At 69.7% G+C, this 17,278-nt stretch carries 15 protein-coding genes; 11 read left to right on the top strand and 4 right to left on the bottom strand.

The features are described from left to right. Positions 1-58: 58 nt before the first annotated feature. Complete coding sequence (locus B3Z70_RS16340; protein WP_292024666.1) at positions 59-1,915, bottom strand: glycoside hydrolase family 9 protein; 1,857 nt, start codon at positions 1,913-1,915, stop codon at positions 59-61. 201 nt (positions 1,916-2,116) lie between these two features. Between B3Z70_RS16340 and B3Z70_RS16335 the strand changes: the two genes are divergently transcribed. The 6 genes from B3Z70_RS16335 to B3Z70_RS16310 all read left to right on the top strand — a co-directional run bounded on the left by B3Z70_RS16335 (position 2,117) and on the right by B3Z70_RS16310 (position 10,932). Then, on the top strand, positions 2,117-3,361 hold the full coding sequence (locus B3Z70_RS16335) for an MFS transporter (RefSeq protein WP_292045918.1): 1,245 nt from the start codon (positions 2,117-2,119) through the stop codon (positions 3,359-3,361). A 61-nt stretch (positions 3,362-3,422) separates the two neighbouring features. Continuing rightward, on the top strand, positions 3,423-4,673 hold the full coding sequence (locus B3Z70_RS16330; RefSeq protein ID WP_292024671.1) for a TetR/AcrR family transcriptional regulator: 1,251 nt from the start codon (positions 3,423-3,425) through the stop codon (positions 4,671-4,673). Between the two features lie 274 nt (positions 4,674-4,947). After that, a complete protein-coding gene (locus tag B3Z70_RS16325; RefSeq protein WP_292024673.1) occupies positions 4,948-7,173 on the top strand; it encodes a TonB-dependent receptor in 2,226 nt (741 codons plus the stop codon). A gap of 58 nt (positions 7,174-7,231) precedes the next feature. Further along, a complete protein-coding gene (locus tag B3Z70_RS16320; protein WP_292024674.1) occupies positions 7,232-8,542 on the top strand; it encodes a serine/threonine protein phosphatase in 1,311 nt (436 codons plus the stop codon). Then, positions 8,539-10,110 (top strand): alkaline phosphatase D family protein, encoded by a 1,572-nt coding sequence (locus B3Z70_RS16315; RefSeq protein WP_292024677.1) that lies wholly within the window; start codon positions 8,539-8,541, stop codon positions 10,108-10,110. Before B3Z70_RS16320 ends, B3Z70_RS16315 begins: the two co-directional genes overlap by 4 nt. 24 nt (positions 10,111-10,134) lie before the next feature. Beyond that, entirely contained in the window at positions 10,135-10,932 is a 798-nt protein-coding gene (locus B3Z70_RS16310) for an acid phosphatase (RefSeq protein WP_292024680.1), read from the top strand. A 26-nt stretch (positions 10,933-10,958) separates the two neighbouring features. Here B3Z70_RS16310 and B3Z70_RS16305 read toward each other — a convergent pair whose 3' ends face one another. Further along, the gene (locus B3Z70_RS16305; RefSeq protein ID WP_292024681.1) at positions 10,959-11,339 is read right to left on the bottom strand and encodes a hypothetical protein; all 381 of its coding nucleotides are present in this window, start codon (positions 11,337-11,339) and stop codon (positions 10,959-10,961) included. Between the two features lie 220 nt (positions 11,340-11,559). Here B3Z70_RS16305 and B3Z70_RS16300 point away from each other — a divergent pair, with 220 nt between their 5' ends. Genes B3Z70_RS16300 through B3Z70_RS16290 form a run of 3 tightly spaced genes read left to right on the top strand, consistent with a single transcriptional unit; the run spans position 11,560 to position 14,011 of the window. Continuing rightward, positions 11,560-11,895, top strand: a complete 336-nt coding sequence (locus tag B3Z70_RS16300; protein ID WP_292024683.1) for a hypothetical protein — start codon at positions 11,560-11,562, stop codon at positions 11,893-11,895. Beyond that, a complete protein-coding gene (locus B3Z70_RS16295; RefSeq protein WP_292045917.1) occupies positions 11,895-12,575 on the top strand; it encodes a response regulator transcription factor in 681 nt (226 codons plus the stop codon). The genes B3Z70_RS16300 and B3Z70_RS16295 overlap by 1 nt, the downstream gene beginning before the upstream one ends. Beyond that, positions 12,572-14,011, top strand: a complete 1,440-nt coding sequence (locus B3Z70_RS16290) for a sensor histidine kinase (RefSeq protein ID WP_292045916.1) — start codon at positions 12,572-12,574, stop codon at positions 14,009-14,011. Before B3Z70_RS16295 ends, B3Z70_RS16290 begins: the two co-directional genes overlap by 4 nt. 163 nt (positions 14,012-14,174) lie before the next feature. Here the strand turns inward: B3Z70_RS16290 and B3Z70_RS16285 are convergent, their stop codons facing one another. Beyond that, entirely contained in the window at positions 14,175-14,375 is a 201-nt protein-coding gene (locus B3Z70_RS16285) for a hypothetical protein (protein ID WP_292019591.1), read from the bottom strand. 134 nt (positions 14,376-14,509) lie between these two features. Between B3Z70_RS16285 and B3Z70_RS16280 the strand changes: the two genes are divergently transcribed. Beyond that, positions 14,510-15,400, top strand: coding sequence for a DUF1206 domain-containing protein (locus B3Z70_RS16280; protein WP_292019593.1), 891 nt, complete (start codon positions 14,510-14,512; stop codon positions 15,398-15,400). 186 nt (positions 15,401-15,586) lie between these two features. Next, entirely contained in the window at positions 15,587-16,258 is a 672-nt protein-coding gene (locus B3Z70_RS16275) for a DsbA family oxidoreductase (RefSeq protein ID WP_292019595.1), read from the top strand. 67 nt (positions 16,259-16,325) lie between these two features. Here the strand turns inward: B3Z70_RS16275 and B3Z70_RS16270 are convergent, their stop codons facing one another. Then, complete coding sequence (locus tag B3Z70_RS16270) at positions 16,326-17,240, bottom strand: hypothetical protein (protein ID WP_292045915.1); 915 nt, start codon at positions 17,238-17,240, stop codon at positions 16,326-16,328. Between the last annotated feature and the right edge of the window lie 38 nt (positions 17,241-17,278).

The following is a 17,278-nucleotide window of genomic DNA, read 5'->3' as shown; positions in this document are numbered from 1 at the left end:
CTCCAGTCACGAAAACGCCCGCTGCGAAACCGCAGCGGGCGTCTCTTCATCGATCCCGTCAGTGATCGTCGATGAAGGCGGCGACCCAGACCAGGGGCGCGTTCCAGTTGATGGCCACTTCGTTCAGGGCATAGGCGTTGATGTCGTCGGCCCAGCAGGTCTGGGCCGCGCATTTGCCGACCAGGGTCTTGGCCACGTCGTCGATCATGGCTTGATTGTTGGGCCCGCCCGACAGGGCGCCCGCCGGGGGCAGGGGATAGGCCGGGTTCGCCTGATGCGCCCAGAACCGATGGTGCGGGTTCTGGACCGGCCGGTCGCCATAGCCCGTCACATAGGACCGATCCAGCGGATTGCGCCCCAGCACATAGTCCAGGGACCAGATCACCGCGTTGCGGAAGTTCCAGTCGCCGGTGTAGTCGAAGGCCGACCCCAGAACGACCGCCCGGCTCATCAGGGCGCCGTTCGATCCCCACTCGTATTTCTCGCCCGCGACCGGCAGGCCATAGCCCTGGCCGTAGCCCGCATCGACATAGGTCCGGGCCGCCGCCACGATGTTGGCGCGCACCTTGACCAGGTCTTCCTCGGGCAGCACGTCCGGCACGGTGGCCAGGGTCAGCGACCCCAGCGCCGCCGTCCACGAATAGCCCGGATCGCCGGTCGCGCTCCTGCCCGATGTCGGGCCGCCCAGATAATAGGGCGAGGTCTTCAGCGCCGTCATATAGGCGGGATTGCGCGTGGTGGCCAAAAGCTCGGCCGTCGCCCAGTAGAACTCGTCTGAGAAGTCGTTGTCGCCATAGGCGCCGCCGCCGGCGAAATTCTCGCCAGCCCGCACGTCGCGATTGCGCAGGGCGGCGCGGAAGGCGCGCTGCGACGCGGCCAGGCACTGGCGGGCGAAGGCCGGGTCGATCTCGCGCCAGATGCGCGCGCACTGGGCGCCGACGGCTGCCAGGTTCAGGGTCGCCCCGGTGCTGGGCGGATAGAGCAGGCGCGTCTCGTGATCGTCGGCCGGGGCCAGGGGGATGCCGGTCCAGCGCGCGTCGTGGACCTTGTGATGGGCCATGCCGCCAGCGTCGATCTCGGTCAGGGTCAGGGGCTGGCCCGGCGTCTGGGCGCCGACGGGCACGCGCAGCTTCACCCCGTCGGGGATTTGCATCTTCAGCAGGAATTCGATCTCGTAGCGGGCCTCGTCCAGCAGGTCGTTGACGCCGTTTCCGGCCTCCGGGATGCTGACCTTGCCGTCCGCGAAGGCGTCCGCCCCCGGTCCTTTACGCGCCATCGCCCGCTCATAGGCGTTCAGCAGCATCCAGACGGAAATCCCGCCGTTGACGACGTATTTGCCGTGGTCGCCCGCGTCGTACCAGCCGCCGGTGACGTCCAGCGTATAGTCGCAGCCCGGCCAGACCACGCCGGCCGCGTCCGCGCCCGAGAAGCAGCTCGCCGTCTCGTGCGGGTGTCCCGCCGCGCGCGCCAGATCGGGCCGCGCCACATGGGCCGCCAGGATCGGCACGCCGGCCCGGTTATGATAGAAATAGGCCAGGGCGTCGTATTTCAGCCGGGCGTGCGGGTGCTGCTGGATCGTAAAGGGGCGGCTCTCGTGCGATCCGACGATCAGCCGATAGCCTTCGCCGTCCGTCTGCAGCGCATGAAAATCGACCGTATGCACGGCCTGGCCCGAGGCGGCGTCCTGGCCGAAGACCTTGGACGTCCCTTGCGCCACGGTGGCGCCCGCTCGATCCACGATGCGCCAGGGCAGGGGACGGGTCGCCGGGTCCTCGACCGTGGCCGTCTTCGGACCCTGGGTTTCGAACCCGACCTGGCTCATGCGCACGGCGCCCGCCTCCGGTTCCGCATGCGCCGCTCCGAAGGCCGCCGCCAAGGCCAATGCCGCGACGCCGGCCGTCAATCTCTTCCTCACCCCAACCTCCCTCAAGGCCATTGTTCTTTCACGAGCGACGCCGATCCGCGCCAGCATCTCCGTGCAAAAACTCTAGCAGCTGACAGCGTTGTCACAAGGGGCGGCCTGATCGCATTATGTTGCAGCCTTTCAGCCTGCTTGACGCCATGATCGCGCTAGCAAGCGCGTCGGGCCTCGTGCCATAGAGGCGAGGGCCGTTCGATGGAGGAGGGCGAAGTTTCCAGCCGTTCCCAAACCCGCCGCACGCCTCTGGTGCTGGCGGCCTATCTGGTGCTTTTCCTGGCGGCCTTCATCGGCCTGGCGCCCCTGTTCCAGATCGTCGCCCCGCTGCACGCCGCCGGTCTGGACGCCAGGGCCAAGACGGAAATCCTGAGCCGGGCCATGGTCTGGGGCGCCGTCACGGCGGCCGTCGCCAATATCGCCATGGGCGCGATCAGCGACCGGACACGCTCGCGGTTCGGTCGTCGCCGACCCTGGATCGCGCTGGGCGCCGTGCTGACGGTGCTGAGCTATGTCGGCATATGGCAGTCCGCGACCCCGGGTCAGTTCGTCTGGGCCATCATCGGCTTCCAGCTGGCGTTCAATGTCCTGATGGCGCCGCTGTCTGCGGTGTTCGCCGAGCGCGTGCCCTTGGGCCTGCGCAGCACCGTCTCGGCCCTGATGGGCCTGTCCTATCCCTTGGCGGTGGCTCTGGGGTCCAGCCTGATGGCGCTGGGGCCTCAGCATGAACCGGGGCGGCTGGCGCTGCTGGGCGGCATTCTGCTGGCCGCCGCCGCCCTGTTCCTGATCGTCTTCGACGAACCCGCCTCGACCGAGGGTCCGCAGAGCCAAGCGCCTCAACCTGCCGCGGCGCGGGGCGCGGTCTTCGATCCGTTCCGATCGCGCAACTTCGTCGTCGTCTGGACCTGCCGTCTGCTGATCGCGACGGGATACGCCCTGGTCAGCGTCTATCTGCTCTATTTCATCACCGATGCGGTGGGGTGGGCCGGCCGCACGCCGGAAAGCGCCCACGCCCTGCTGACCGGCGTCGGCTTCGGCGGGGTCGTGATCGTCGCCGGCCTGGTCGCCGTCTTCGGTCGGCGCATCCGTCGTCGCCAGCCGGTCGCCTTGATCGGGGCGGCGCTCCTGTGCGGCACGACCCTCGTTTTGGCGCTGACCCCGTCCTGGATCGTCGCGGTGGTCGCCTTCGCCGCCTATGGCCTGGGGCAGGGCGCCTATGGCTCCGTCGAGATGGGGCTGATGGCCGACGCCCTGCCGTCGCGCCAAAACCGGGGGCGCGACATGGGGCTGAACAATCTGGCGGTCGCCCTGCCTCAGGCCCTGGCGCCCCTCGCCGCCCTGATCCTGGAGCGCGCCGACATCGACGTGCGGGGGCTCTATATCGCCGCCGCCGCCTGTTTCGCCTCGGCCGTCGTGGTCGTGGGTCTGTTTCGCCGTCAGGCTTGATCGCAGCGCCCCGACCCCGCATGAGATGACGCCTTTTCCGCGCACCCCGGCCTCAGGACCCATGTCGATCAGCCAGAGCCACAGTCGCGCCGCCGAAGCCGCGCTCATTCTGGACGCCGCCATCGAGCGGGCCGCCGCCGAGGGGCTGCACAGCCTGACGCTTCGCGACCTGGCCCAGGCGGTGGGCAAGAGCACCACCGTCATCGTCAATCTGTTCGGGGCCAAGTCCGGGCTGATCCAGGCGGTGGGCGAGGAGGCGCTGCGGCGCGACGCGGCCTTCCACGACGCCTTCTTCGGCTCGGTGGCGGGCCTGCCGCTGGAACGCGACGGCCTTTTGGCCCTGGCCCAGACCTATCTGCGGCATCGGGTGGCGGACGATGCGGGGTTCGCCCGCATCTGGGAGGCCCTGCTGCTGGACGCCGAGCCGGCCCCGGAACAGCGCGAGATGGTCGGCCGCTGGCACGCCATGCGCTGCGCCGCCTGGCGTCGGCATCTGGCGCGCGACGCGCGGCTGGACGGGTTCGTGGAGCCCCTGGTCGCCTGGCTGACGTTCGAACAATATTATGCGGGCGCCCTTCGCGGCCGGGCGGACTATGGCGTCGTCGCCGCCGAGGGGCTGGGGGCCATGATCGACCGCGCCTTTGGTTTGGCCGATGGTCCCCCCACCGCGACCTTATGGTATCGCGACGCCATGGTCCTGCCCCAGGCGCCCGCGCGGGACGCCGAGCCCGAGGCCATGCGGCGAAAGCTGCTGGACATCGCGGCGGACCAGATTCTGGCCGGCGGCATCACCGCCATCACCAACCGCTCGGTCAGCGCCGTGGCCGCGACCTCGACCTCGACCATCGCCTATCACTGGCCGGACATGCGCCATTTCGTGCTGGACGCGGTCTGGCACAGCGTGTTCCGCGACATGCCCGGCCACCTTGCGGGGCATACGCCGGACGGCGACCCGGCCGTCGCCGACCTTGATCGCTGGGCCGCCATCATGGCCCCGACCGTGGCCATCGGGCGCGAGGCGGAAGGCTTCTACGTCAAATACGCCCGACTGATCGCCAGCATCTGCATCGAGGCCCGGCGCGATCCGTCCTTGCGCGACCTGGCCATGCTGCTGCGCGGACCGGAGGGCGGCGGCACCTATTACAAGCGAACAGGCGTCTGGCCGGCCGAGTTCGATCTCAACCGTCTGGCCGCCACCCGGTTCGCCCTGTGGATCAAGGCCGAGGCTCTGCTGGCCTGCGCGCGTGGCCAGGCGCTCGATGAAGACGCCCTGAAGGCGGCGGCCTGCCTGCTGGTTGCGCGCGAGCCGTAGCAGAACGCGCGTTACCGGCCTGTTGTGGCTGGTTGGCCATCATCTGACAAAAACAGTTCCTACAAGCGTCACAAAAGCATCGCCCGTGCGGCCTATTGCGGCATCGTTGTCGAACAGTTGTTTTTCTAACGCGACGAAGACGCTCCAGGCTCGTCTCCCCCGGGCCGCGCGCGTCTCGACCTAAAGCGTGGATGCAGCGGCTGTTCGACGACATCCCGAAACACATCGACACGCGAGGGCGGGGGCCCCGCGCGTCGCCCGATGGATGGTCAAAATGAAACGTCTTCTTCTCGGCGCCTCGGTCGCCGCGCTCACCCTGGCGGCCCTGCCCGCCGCCGCTCAAACCCAATCGGAAGCCGCGACCGCATCGGTCGACGACGTCATCGTCACGGCCCAGCGCCGCGCCGAATCCTCGCAGAAGGTCGGCCTGGCCCTGACCGTCATCTCGGGCGAGACGCTGGACGACCGCAACATCCAGACCGTCAACGACCTGGAGAACACGGTGCCCAGCCTGGAGGTCGACAGCCAGCTGGGCGGCGGCCAGCCCCAGTTCCGCATTCGCGGCGTCGGCCTGACCGACTACGCCGCCAACAACACCTCGACCGTGGGCATCTACGTCGACGAGGTGGCCTATCCTTACGGCGTGATGACGCAAGGCCTGCTGTACGACATCGCCCGCGTCGAGGTGCTGCGCGGGCCGCAGGGCACGCTTTACGGCCGCAACACCACCGGCGGCGCCGTCAGCGTCATCACCAACGCCCCGACCGACCATGTCGCCGCCGGCCTGAACCTGAGCTACGGCAGCTATGACGCGGCCAAGCTGGAGGGCTATCTGTCGGGTCCGGTCGCGGAAAACCTGACGGCGCGCCTGTCGGTGGCGGCGGAATCGGGCGGCGCCTGGCAGTACAATCGCGACACCGGCGAGAGCCTGGGCGACAAGGACACCAAGGCCGCCCGCCTGCGCGTCAACTGGACCCCGACGGCCCAGACCGACATCGACCTGAACCTGCACTACAGCCGCGACCAGTCGGACGGCCGGGGCCTGCGCCTGATCACCAGCCCCTTCACCGCGGGCGGCGGCCGAGTCTATCCGATCGACACGTCGCACCGCATCACCGGCTGGGGCATCAGCCCCTATTTCGCCCAGCTGATCGGCGCCTCGCCCAACGCCAAGCCGTTCCGCGACAACGAGGGCAAGGGCGTCAGCCTGCGCCTGAACCAGGACCTGACCTGGGCGACCCTGACCGCCATCGCCAGCTATGAGACGTTCGACCGCAACGAGTTCAACGACTGGGACGCCACCGCGTCCAACGAGGCGGGCACCTTCTTCTTCAACGACATCGAGACCTCGTCGCAGGAGATCCGCCTGGCCTCGCCGACCGGCGGCCGGGCCCAGTGGCTGGCCGGCGTCTATCACGCCAACGAAAGCGTGGACGGCGGCTTCTACTCCGACTTCTCGCAGGCCCGCTCCCTGGGCTTCTACATGAGCACCACCTACGGTCAGAAGGTCGAGACGACCGGCGTGTTCGGCAATCTGGACTACAGGCTGACCGACCGCCTGACCCTGGTCGGCGGCCTGCGCTACGAGGACGAGACGCGCGAGCTGAACAACTTCAAGACCGAAATCCTGTCGCCTAATCCGGCGATCCGGGCGACGGCCTCCAAGTCGCAGTCGATGCGCGAATGGACCGGCAAACTGGGCGTCGAATATACGATCAGCGACGACATCCTGACCTACGCCAACGTCTCGCGCGGGGTGAAGTCGGGCGGTTTCACCACCTACAACAGCGGCCTGCCGGACCAGCTGGAGCCGTTCAAGTTCGAAGAGCTGATCGCCTATGAGACCGGGGTGAAGTCCAGCTTCTTCGACCGCAAGCTGCAGTTCAACGCCGCCGCCTTCTACTACGACTACCGCGACCAGCAGCTGCAGGGCGTGCTCTACACCCAGACCGGCCGCGTGGGCCGGATGATCAACGTGCCCAAGTCCCACATCCAGGGCGCGGAGATCGAGGCGGTGTGGCGGCCCCTGCCCAACCTGACCATCACCCAGGCCCTGGCCTACAAATACGGCGAATACGACGAGTTCTTCTTCGTCAACGCCACGGCGACCGAGGCGGCCAAGGACCCGGTGACGGGCCAGTACAACACCATCGTCTACAGCGACCGCGCCGGCGAGCGGCTGCCCTTCCCCAAATGGGACTACAAGGGTTCGGTGGCCTATGACTGGCAGATGGGCGACTGGGGCGTGGAGGCCCAGACCAACTACGCCTTCCGCGACGAGAAGTTCTCCACCTCGTCCAACTCGATCATCGACTCCTACTGGCTGGTCAACGCCGGGGTGACGGTGCGGCCGATGAACGGGAACTATGCGTTCGGCGTCTATGTGAACAATCTGACGGATTCCTACTCCGAGGAATCGCGCAACCGCTTCATCTCGGCGGCGACGGGTTCGCCCAATCCGCCGCGCACCTGGGGCGTGCGCCTGAGCTATCGTTACTGATCCAACCCGGGCTTCGGTCGTCAGGCCGAAGCCCATCCTTTCGCCGGGAGATCGCGTCGTGCAAACCCTTTGGAAACGCCTGACCTACGCCCTTCTGGCGGGCGGGATCGCCCTGGCCTCGGGCGCGGCGCTGGCCCAGCCGGCGCCGGGCCGGTTCACCATCGCCGTCATCCCCGACACCCAGAACTATGCGGACTTCACCCATCAGCGCGCGGCGGGTTTTCCCTTCGATGCGCGCGACATGATGACCGAACAGCTGCAGTTCATCGCCGATCATGCGGCCTCGCGCGGCGGCGACATCGTCTTCGCCACCGCCGTCGGCGACGTGTGGCAGCACCCGGTCCTGGCCATCGACCCCGACCATGCCGCGCGCGGCTTTCGTCCCCGCCCGGCGCCCGGCGGCGCCGATCTGGAGAAGATGGCCGAGGGCGTGCGGACGGTCGAGATTCCGGCCTCCATCGCCGCCTACGACCGCATCGACGGCGTCCTGCCCTTCTCGGTCGTGTCGGGCAATCACGACTACGACGGTCAGTGGTGGGACGAACAATGGCCCCAGGACCTGACCGCGCCGGCCGGCGACCTGCGCCGCCTGGGCATGATCCACATCGGCGGCCTGATCGCTTGGAACCAGGCCTTCGGGGCGGAGAGCAAATTCTTCAAGGACCGCCCCTGGTATGTGGCCTCTCACGACGGCGGCGCCGACAGCGCCCAGCTGTTCGAGGCGGGCGGCTATCGCTTCCTGCATATCGGGCTGCAGATGGCTCCCTCTGACGCCAGCCTGAAATGGGCCGAGACGGTCATCCACGCCCATCCGGGCCTGCCGACCCTGATCACCACCCACGACTTCATCGACAAGACCGGCCAGCGCCGCGCCCATCCGGTGGTCGATCTGCACGCGCTGGATCCGTTCGACAACGACGCCCAAGCGGTGTGGGACAAGCTGATCGCCCGCAATCCGCAGGTCTTCATGGTCCTGAGCGGCCACCACAACGGCCAGGCCTTCCGCACCGACGCCAACCGCCAGGGCGGCGCCGTCTATCAACTGCTGTCGGACTATCAGGACCGCAACCAGACCGCGCTGGACGCAGGTCTGGCGCCGGATCGCGCGCCGGGGATCGGCGACGGCTGGATGCGGCTGATGGCCTTCGACATGACCGGCGAGACGCCGACGGTGCGTGTGCGCGCCTATTCGACCCATTATCGTCAGTATGCGTCGGACCAGCCGGAATACGCCGGTCGCTACAAGCCCAACGAACAGCCCCAGATGAGCGACGCCGACTTCGTCGCCAGCGACGATTTCGTCATCCGCCTGGACGATTTCCGCGCCCGCTTCGGTCCCGGCGGCCAGGCGGGGAGCGCGGGTCGATGAGCGTTCTGAACGCCGGCTTCTCCCGCCGCGCCCTGATCGGGGGGCTGGTCGCCGCCCCCGTCGTGCTGCGCTTTGGTCGGGCCCAGGCGGGCGGGGCCTATCTGTTCCCGCTGGGCGTGGCCAGCGGCGATCCGTGGCCGGACGGTTTCGTGCTGTGGACGCGGCTGGCCGTCGATCCGGTCGCCGCCGACGGTCAGGGCGGTCTGGCCGCGCCTGTCCCGGTCCGCTGGGACGTCGCCGCCGATGAGGGCTTTTCCCGCATCGTCGCCTCGGGCCAGGTCACGGCGGATGCCGCCGCCGCCCATTCGGTCCATGTGGAGGTCCAGGGCCTGACCCCCGGCCGCCCCTACTGGTATCGGTTCACCGCCGCCGGTCAGCGCAGCCCGGTCGGCCTGGCCCGCACGGCGCCGGCGCCGAATGCGGAGGTGGATCGGCTGAAGCTGGCCGTCGCCTCCTGCTCGAACTGGGAGGTCGGATATTTCAGCGCCTATGGCCACATGGCCGACGAGGCGCCGGACCTGACCCTGTTGCTGGGCGACTACATCTACGAATACACCCGCACCGGGGCGCGGGCGGCCAATATCGTGCGCCCCTACGGGTTCGAGGACGCCACCACCCTGGCCGGCTATCGCAACCGCTATGCGCTGCACCGGACCGACGCGGACCTGCAGCGTCTGCACGCGGCGGCGCCCTGTCTGGTGGTCTGGGACGACCACGAGGTGCTGGACAACTATTCCGGCGTCTGGGCCGACAAGGGCGGCCGGCCCGACGATTTCCTGCGCCGCCGCGCCGCCGGCTATCAGGCCTTCTACGAGGCCATGCCGATCCGTCGCACCCGCCTGGATCGCCGCCTGCAGATGCCGATCCACAAGCGCGTCCGCTATGGCAATCTGGCCGAGTTCTTCATGCTGGACGGCCGCCAGTATCGCTCGCGCGGGGCCTGCGTGGACGAGGGCGGCGCCAGGGGCCAGATCGTCGCCGACGCCCAGTGCGTGGACCGCGCCGACCCGTCGCGCACCTTCCTGGGCTTCGAGCAGGAACGCTGGCTGTACGACGGCCTGGCCGGCGCCGAGGCGCGCTGGAACATCCTGGGTCAGGACCTGGTCATGGCCGGGCTGCGGTTCGAGAACCCCAACGGCGAGACCCGCTACTGGACCGACACCTGGGACGGCTTCCCCGCCGCGCGCGACCGCATGACCCAGGCGCTGCACACGATCAAGCCGCGCAATCCGGTGGTCCTGGCCGGCGACTACCATTCCTTCTGGACCAACGACGTCCTGCTGGACAGCCGCGACGAGCGATCGCCGGTGGTCGCGACCGAGTTCGTGGGCACCTCCATCACCTCCGGCGGCCCGCCCTACGACAGTCTGATGGCGGCCATGCCGGCCAATCCGCACATCAAATTCTTCGACAGCCGCGTGCGGGGCTACATGTCGATGGACGTCACGCCCCAACGGATGACCGCCCGCTATCAGGCCGTCAGCGACGTGCGCGATCCCAAGGCCTCGCTGTCCACCCTGAAGACCTGGGTCGTCGAGGACGGTCGTCCCGGCGCCCAGATCGCCTGAGTTCCCAAGAGTTTCAGAGTTTCCATGCGTCTTTCCCTTTTCGGTCGCCGGTCGACGGCGGCCGCCCTGGCCCTGACCCTCGTCGGCTGCGCCTCCGCGCCCGCGCCAACCCCCGGCTTCTGGACCGGCTTTCGCGATCATCCGCACGGCTATCTGGACGCGGCGCACGCGCCCGACGCCTCCGCCTTCCTGCCGCCGCCGCCCGAGGCGGGATCGCTGAGGGAACAGGACGACCTGGCCTATTACCGCGCCACCCGCGCCCTGAAAGGGACCGCCCGCTGGGACCAGGCGCGCGCCGACAACGAGATCGAGACCCCGTCCGCGCCGCGCGTGTTCGACCAGGCGCTGGGCGTCGCCTTCACGCCCGAACGGATGCCCACCCTGACGCGGCTGCTGGGGCGGATGCTGGGCGACCTGGAGACGATCCAGACCCCGGCCAAGCGCGGCTTCATCCGTCCGCGCCCCTTCGTGTCCGAACCGGCCGAGACCTGTTTCGCGCCCGAGCCGTGGCTGGCGGCCAGCGGCTCCTATCCCTCCGGCCATTCGGCCCTGGGCTGGGCCTGGGCGCTGGTCCTGTCCGAAATGGCCCCCGACCGCGCCGACCAGATCCTGGCGCGCGGCCTGGCCTATGGCGACAGCCGGGCGATCTGCGGCGTCCATTACGTCAGCGACGTCGAGGCCGGCCGCATCGTCGGCGCGGCCCTGTTCGCCGCCCTGAAGGCCGACCCGGCCTTCCAGGCCGACTTCGCCGTCGCCGCCCGCGAACTGGCCCAGGTCCGCGCGGCGACGCGCACCCCGGCCGTGTCGACCGGGGCGCGCTGACCTGCCGAAAGGTCCGTCCTGGGGTTTTAGCCGCGCCGATGGTCCCGGTCGCCGCGTTCGTAGCGGATCTGGGCCGACAGGCGGTCGAAGCGGCGGTCCAGGTCGGCGCGCTCCCACGCCGTCAGGCCGCCGCGACGGTAGTTGGCTTCCAGCCGCAACAAGCTGTTGAACTCGCCGCGCAGGCGGACGGCTTCGCGGCGGCTGAGCTGGCCGGTACGGACGCCCCCGTCGATGCGGCGATCCAGATTGGCCTGGCGGGCGTTGATCGACTGCCAGGCGCCATAGCCGGCGTGCTGGGGGCCATGATGGGGCGGGGGCGGCGCCGGGCGGTGATAGGACTGGGCCATTGACGGGGCCGCGACGGAGACGGCGGCCAGGATGAGGGCGGGGGCGACGAGCTTGCGCATGTGGGTCTCCTTCAAGGACTGCGCCGGTCGGAAACGGCCGGCGTCGACGCGATAAGACCCTCCCTGGCCTGAGCCCGATCTGAACGGCGGCGATCAGGCGGCGTTCATCGGGATGACCGGATCGACAGGTTTGCGCGATCCCCGGTTTGGCGCGCGGCGGCTGTTGACCTATACGAGGCATTCAGCACCCGTTCAGATGAAGGGGGCTAGATCGGTCGCCATGTCCCGCAAGCTCGCCAGTCCCATCGTCGCCGTCCAGGCCCTGATCATGGCCCTGGTCTTCGCCCCTGTCCTGACCACGGAGGCGGCCGCCCAGTCGCGCGATCAGGACCAGCGCTCGCAAGATCGCGGCCCGCGCGTCAGTCCCGACGAGGCGCGTCGTCGCGGCGGCGAGGCCGGGGGCGGCCGCCCCATCGACACCCAGCCGCGCCGCGACGGCAACTACTCCGTCCTGGTCGAACGCGACGGTCGCGTGCGCGAGGTCGTCGTCGACGGCCAGACGGGCCAGGCCCGCCAGGGTGGTTCCGACAACACTCAACGACGCAGGCCCAACTGATGCGCGTGCTTCTGGTCGAGGACGACGCGGACCTGTCGCGTCAGCTGAAGGCGGCTCTGGGCGACGCGGGATACGCCGTGGACCACGCCCCGGACGGCGAGGAAGCCCATTATCTGGGCGAGAACGAACCCTATAACGTGATCGTGCTGGACCTGGGCCTGCCCAAGATCGACGGGGTGTCGGTGCTGGAGCGCTGGCGGCGCGAGGGCAAGACCACGCCGGTCCTGATCCTGACGGCGCGCGGCGCCTGGTCGGACAAGGTGGCGGGCTTCGACGCGGGCGCCGACGACTATCTGACCAAACCCTTCCATACCGAGGAGCTGCTGGCGCGTCTGCGGGCCCTGCTGCGCCGCTCGGCGGGCATCGCCTCGGCGACCCTGTCGTGCGGGGGCTTGCGACTGGATCCCCGCGCGGCGCGGGCCAGCGTCAACGGCGAGCCGCTGCGGCTGACGTCGCTGGAGTACCGGCTGCTGCATTACATGATGATGCATCAGGGCCGCGTCATCAGCCGGACCGAGCTGGTCGAACATCTGTACGACCAGGATTTCGACCGGGATTCCAACACCATCGAGGTCTTCATCGGCCGGGTCCGCAAGAAGGTGGGGCCTGACCGGATCGAGACGGTGCGCGGCCTGGGATACCGGCTGACGCCGCTGGCGGGCGAATCCGAACCGGCGTGACCGAGGCGCCGGTCGCGAAACGTCTGGACTGGGGGCGCTGGTTCGGGCGGCCGGGCCGGTCGCTGACGCGCCGGCTGATCTGGCTGGCCTCGGCCTGGATCCTGGTGGCCCTGGTGATCGCGGCCCTGGTCCTGACCCAGGCCTTCCAGGAATCGGCCCTGCGGCGACTGGGGGCCACGCTGAACGAGACCATCGACGAGATCGTGGTCGCCGCCAGCCGCACCCCGCCCGGCGACGTGTCGCCCCAGATTCAGGACGCCCGCACCCTGCGCCTGCTGTCGGGCAAATACTGGCAGATCCTGGAGGTGCGGCCCGACGGGCGGCTGGTCAATCTGGCGCGCTCCAACTCGCTGTGGCGCTATGACCTGGCGCTGCCGCCGGACCTGCCCCGGCGCCTGGACGCGGCCTTCGGCGACGTCATCACCTTCAACACGACCGGCCCCAAGGACGACGCCGAGACGCGCGAGCCCCTGCGCGTCGCCGCCAGCATGAAGTCCATCCCCCGGCACGAGCATCCGATCATCTTCATCGCCGCCGTGGACCGGTCCGAGGTGGACGCCGACACGCGCCAGTTCGCCCATGTCGCCTGGATCGCCCTGATGATCCTGGGGCTGGGGCTGGTGTCGGCGGTCTTCATCCAGGTGCGGATCGGCCTGCGGCCCCTGTTCGACCTGCGAGACGAGATCGCGGACGTGCGCAAGGGCAGGTCGGCGCGGATCGGCCGGTCCTATCCGCTGGAGATCCAGCCCCTGGCCGAACAGGTCAATCGCCTGCTGGACCATAATCAGGAGGTGGTCGAGCGCCAGCGCACCCACGTCGGCAACCTGGCCCATGCGCTGAAGACGCCGATCTCGGTCATGCTGGCCGAGGCGGGGACGCAGGAGGGGCCGCTGCCCGAACTGGTGCGCCGCCAGACCCAGGTCATGCAGGGCCAGGTCGACCACCACCTGCGCCGCGCCCGCGCCGCCGCCCGCGCCGCCCACGGCCTGGGCGAGACGACGCCGGTGCCCGAGGTGCTGGACGAGCTGGCGGTCATGATCGAACAGGTGTTCCGCACCAAGGGGGTCGAGATCGACTGGCGCGCGCCCGACGACCTGGCCTTCCTGGGCGAGCGGCAGGACCTGCAGGAGATCCTGGGCAATCTGATCGAGAACGCCGCCAAGTTCGCCCGGCGCCGGGTGCGCGTCTCGGCCGGCGGCAGTGGCCTGGGGCAGATGATCCTGGTGGTCGAGGACGACGGGCCGGGCCTGCCCGCCGACCAGCGCGACACGGTCATGCAGCGCGGCGCGCGGCTGGACGAAAGCGCGCCGGGGTCGGGCCTGGGCCTGTCGATCGTGGACGACCTGACCCGCGCCTACGGCGGGCGGCTGACCCTGGCGGACAGCGACATGGGCGGGCTGAAGGCGGTGCTGGAACTGCCGGCGGCCCAGAGCTGACGGGCGTCCACCCGCCGCGCCCTGTCGCGCCCGATCATCGCGGCCACCCCCATGCGCCCGTCCCCCGCTCGCCGCGTCTGTCGCAACCCGACATGGCGCGACAGCATTGGACTTCAGCTCTTGGGGCAAAAGCCCGATATCACCGTATTGCGCATCCCATCGGTCAGAGGGCCGCAGACTGGTCTCGTCGCAATCTCGCGACCATTCTGCCTGCCTCGTGCACTTCGACGCCGACGCAGGACCTATGGTCGGCCAGCCGGGCCAGGGCCACGACCAGCGCCGCATCGTCGTCGGCGCCGTCGAAGAAATCCAGCAAGGGTCGGCGATCCGCCCGATCAAAGAAATGAAACTCGTAGATGCGCAATGGACCCGCTCCCATGAGATGACCGATGTTCTCCTAAGCGTCGCGCCGCCTGCCCGACAGGCAATACAACCTAAAAGGGTATTGAGCCTTTGTCGGCATTGGACGTTTAGGGGCGCCCCGCCGCCGGAGATGCGATGACCGCCGCCAAGACCTTTCGCCGCGCCACCGCCGACATCGGCCGTATCGTGGGCCGACCCTCGCTGGCGACGCTGCTGGAGGGGGCGGCGCGGATCGGCTATGGGGCGCGGGGCTTCGTCTATCTGTCGGCGGGCGCCCTGACGCTTCTGGCCGCGACCGACCGGATCGGCGAGGCGGTGGGGACCAGCGGGGCGGCGGGCTGGCTGGCGGAACAGCCGTTCGGCAAGGTCTGGCTGGTGCTGCTGGGCCTGGGCCTGTGGGCCTTCGTCGGCTGGCGCGTGCTGCAGGCGGTGTTCGACGCCGACCATGAGGGGACCGACCTGAAGGGCTGGACCACGCGGGCGGGCCAGGCGGTCAGCGGCCTGTTCTACGGCGTGCTGGCGTCGGGGGTGTTCGAGTATCTGGACGAGTTCGCCGAGGCGACCGACGCCTCTTCCGCCCAGGCCGAGAGCGTCGCCGAGAACCAGGAGAAGGCCGCCGCCCTGCTGGCCCTGCCGTTCGGCGAGGCGCTGCTGATCGGGGCCGGGCTGACGGTGCTGGGCGTCGGCGTCGGCAACATCGTCAGGGCCTTCCGCGACGACTTCGACGACGCCCTGGCCTGTCCCAGGGCCTTCTGCGGGACGGCCACCGCCCTGGCGAGGGCGGGATACGCCGCGCGGGGCTTCGCCTATCTGCCGCTGGGGGTGTTCGTGGTGCTGGCGGGGCTTCATGCGCGCTCGGGCGAGGTTACGACGACGGCGGCGGCCCTGGACGCGCTGGAGGCCCAGCCGGGCGGCTCGGTGATCCTGGGGCTGACGGCGGCGGGGCTGATGGCGTTCGGGGCCTTCGCCTTCGTGGAGGCGCGCTGGCGGCGCATCCGGCCGCCTCGGGACCTGAAGATCGGGTAGGGGCGGTTGTGGGAGTGAAGAGTGCTGGTGAGCAAGAGGTGATCCACGCTGGCCTCGTCGTCGCGACCCTGGCCATCGTCGCGCCGCCTAAGGAAAATGCTCACCGCTTGCTCACCAGCACTCTTCACTAAAAGCCTCGCCTTCCCATATCCTTCGCAACACTCGCTGTTCCAGAAGGCCGCCGCCATGTCCGCGATCACTCCGACCAAGACCCTCAAGATCGACTTCGTCTCCGACGTGGTCTGCCCCTGGTGCGTGGTGGGGCTGGGCGGGCTGGAGACCGCGCTGGACACGCTGAAGGCCGAGGGGATCGCCGCCGACATCGCCTTCCAGCCGTTCGAGCTGAACCCCCGGATGGCGCCCGAGGGCGAGAACGTCGGCGAACACATCGCCCGCAAATATGGGTCGACCCCCGAACAGTCCGCCGCCAACCGGGCCATGATCCGCGAGCGGGCGGCCGAGGTCGGCTTCGACATGCGGATGGGGCCGGACAGCCGCATCTGGAACACCTTCGACGCCCACCGCCTGCTGCACTGGGCGCACGAGACCGCGCCCGACAGGCAGAAGGCGCTGAAACAGGCGCTGTTCGCCGCCCATTTCACCGACAACAAGAACATCACCGACGCCCGCGTCCTGACCGAGGCGGCGCAAGCGGCGGGCCTGGACCGGGCCGAGGCGGCCGAGGTGCTGGCCTCGGGCCGCTACGCCCGGGCGGTGCGACAGGCCGAGGAGCTGTGGCGGTCGCGGGGCGTCAGTTCGGTCCCGGCCGTGGTGGTCGAGGGCAAATATCTGATCTCGGGCGGCCAGCCGCCCCAGGCGTTCGAACAGGCGCTGCGACAGATCGCGTCGGAGGGGTGAGGCGCAGCCCTGCCGTCATTCCGGGGCGTCCGGCGGACGAACCCGGAAACTGGGAGACGGTGCGAGATCACGGCGGCTGGGTGGCGGACGTCGGCTGAACAAAAACACCGTCCAATGTGTGCAGATCGTCTGAAATCGGCGACGGCTTCAGGTCGTCCAGCGCCTCCACACGCGCCATCAGGGCGTCGCGGCCGGCGATGTCGCCGGGCGTCAGGGCCATGGCCGCGCGGGCGATGACGCCGATCTCGCGCGCGACGGCGCCGGCGCGGTCGAGCAGGTCGGGTTCCTTCGGTTCAGGCGGCGACGGGGCAGGGGGCGGGGGCGCCGCGTCGCCGTCCGTCCGGCGCGCCAGGGCCGACAGGCTGAGGTGCAGCCGCATCCAGCGGGCGGCCTCCAGCGCGCGCCCGGCCTGGACCGCCCGGTTCAGCCGCGCCCGCGCCTGATCGGCCATGGCGGCGAAATCGGCCGGCTCGTCGTCAAGGTCGGCTGGCAGGTCGGCCTCGTCCGCGCGATCGTCCAGAGGCGCGGGGTCGGGCTGGTCCCGGCGCCGCCAGCCTTCCTCGGCGGCGCGGGCGCGAAAGGTGCTGACCGCCATGCCGTAACGGGCGCTGACCGTCTCGGCGCTGGCGCCCGCCAGATAGTCCTTCGCCGCCGCCTGCCACGCGGCCTCCGACGCGCGGACATAGCCGCCGCGCGACCCGGCCCCGGCCGCGTCCCGCGCGGCCATGATGTCGGCCCCCGCCGCGTCCCGCGCGGCCATGATCTCGGCCATCGCGGCGGCGACCGCCGGATCGGTGGGGGCGCCGGGGACATATTCGTCGACCGGCAGGTCGTCGGGATCGCGCCCGTCCTGCCAGGGGCCGATATTGCCGCGCGCATCGCCCATCGGCGGCGCCTTGTGCCGGGGAATGTAGGACAGGTCCCCGAACTCGTTCTGCTCCCACTCGCCGCGCGCGATGATGCGGGGTGCGTTGCTGTCCATCTGCGCCTCCAGTCCTTGGCCCACGCCCCCGAACCGGA

Source organism: Brevundimonas sp. UBA6550, assembly GCF_002434505.1.
In the GTDB taxonomy this organism is placed as follows: domain Bacteria; phylum Pseudomonadota; class Alphaproteobacteria; order Caulobacterales; family Caulobacteraceae; genus Brevundimonas.
The sequence above is the reverse complement of the archived record's forward strand: the minus strand, read 5'-3'. Positions and strand labels throughout refer to the sequence as shown.

Bases quoted from the DNA above. Each gene is read 5' to 3' on its own strand.
- B3Z70_RS16280 (WP_292019593.1), top strand. From the start codon at position 14,510: ATGACCGCCGCCAAGACCTTTCGCCGCGCCACCGCCGACATCGGCCGT.
- B3Z70_RS16300 (WP_292024683.1), top strand. From the start codon at position 11,560: ATGTCCCGCAAGCTCGCCAGTCCCATCGTCGCCGTCCAGGCCCTGATC.
- B3Z70_RS16270 (WP_292045915.1), bottom strand. From the start codon at position 17,240: ATGGACAGCAACGCACCCCGCATCATCGCGCGCGGCGAGTGGGAGCAG.
- B3Z70_RS16310 (WP_292024680.1), top strand. From the start codon at position 10,135: ATGCGTCTTTCCCTTTTCGGTCGCCGGTCGACGGCGGCCGCCCTGGCC.
- B3Z70_RS16335 (WP_292045918.1), top strand. From the start codon at position 2,117: ATGGAGGAGGGCGAAGTTTCCAGCCGTTCCCAAACCCGCCGCACGCCT.
- B3Z70_RS16325 (WP_292024673.1), top strand. From the start codon at position 4,948: ATGAAACGTCTTCTTCTCGGCGCCTCGGTCGCCGCGCTCACCCTGGCG.
- B3Z70_RS16305 (WP_292024681.1), bottom strand. From the start codon at position 11,339: ATGCGCAAGCTCGTCGCCCCCGCCCTCATCCTGGCCGCCGTCTCCGTC.
- B3Z70_RS16295 (WP_292045917.1), top strand. From the start codon at position 11,895: ATGCGCGTGCTTCTGGTCGAGGACGACGCGGACCTGTCGCGTCAGCTG.
- B3Z70_RS16315 (WP_292024677.1), top strand. From the start codon at position 8,539: ATGAGCGTTCTGAACGCCGGCTTCTCCCGCCGCGCCCTGATCGGGGGG.
- B3Z70_RS16275 (WP_292019595.1), top strand. From the start codon at position 15,587: ATGTCCGCGATCACTCCGACCAAGACCCTCAAGATCGACTTCGTCTCC.
- B3Z70_RS16330 (WP_292024671.1), top strand. From the start codon at position 3,423: ATGTCGATCAGCCAGAGCCACAGTCGCGCCGCCGAAGCCGCGCTCATT.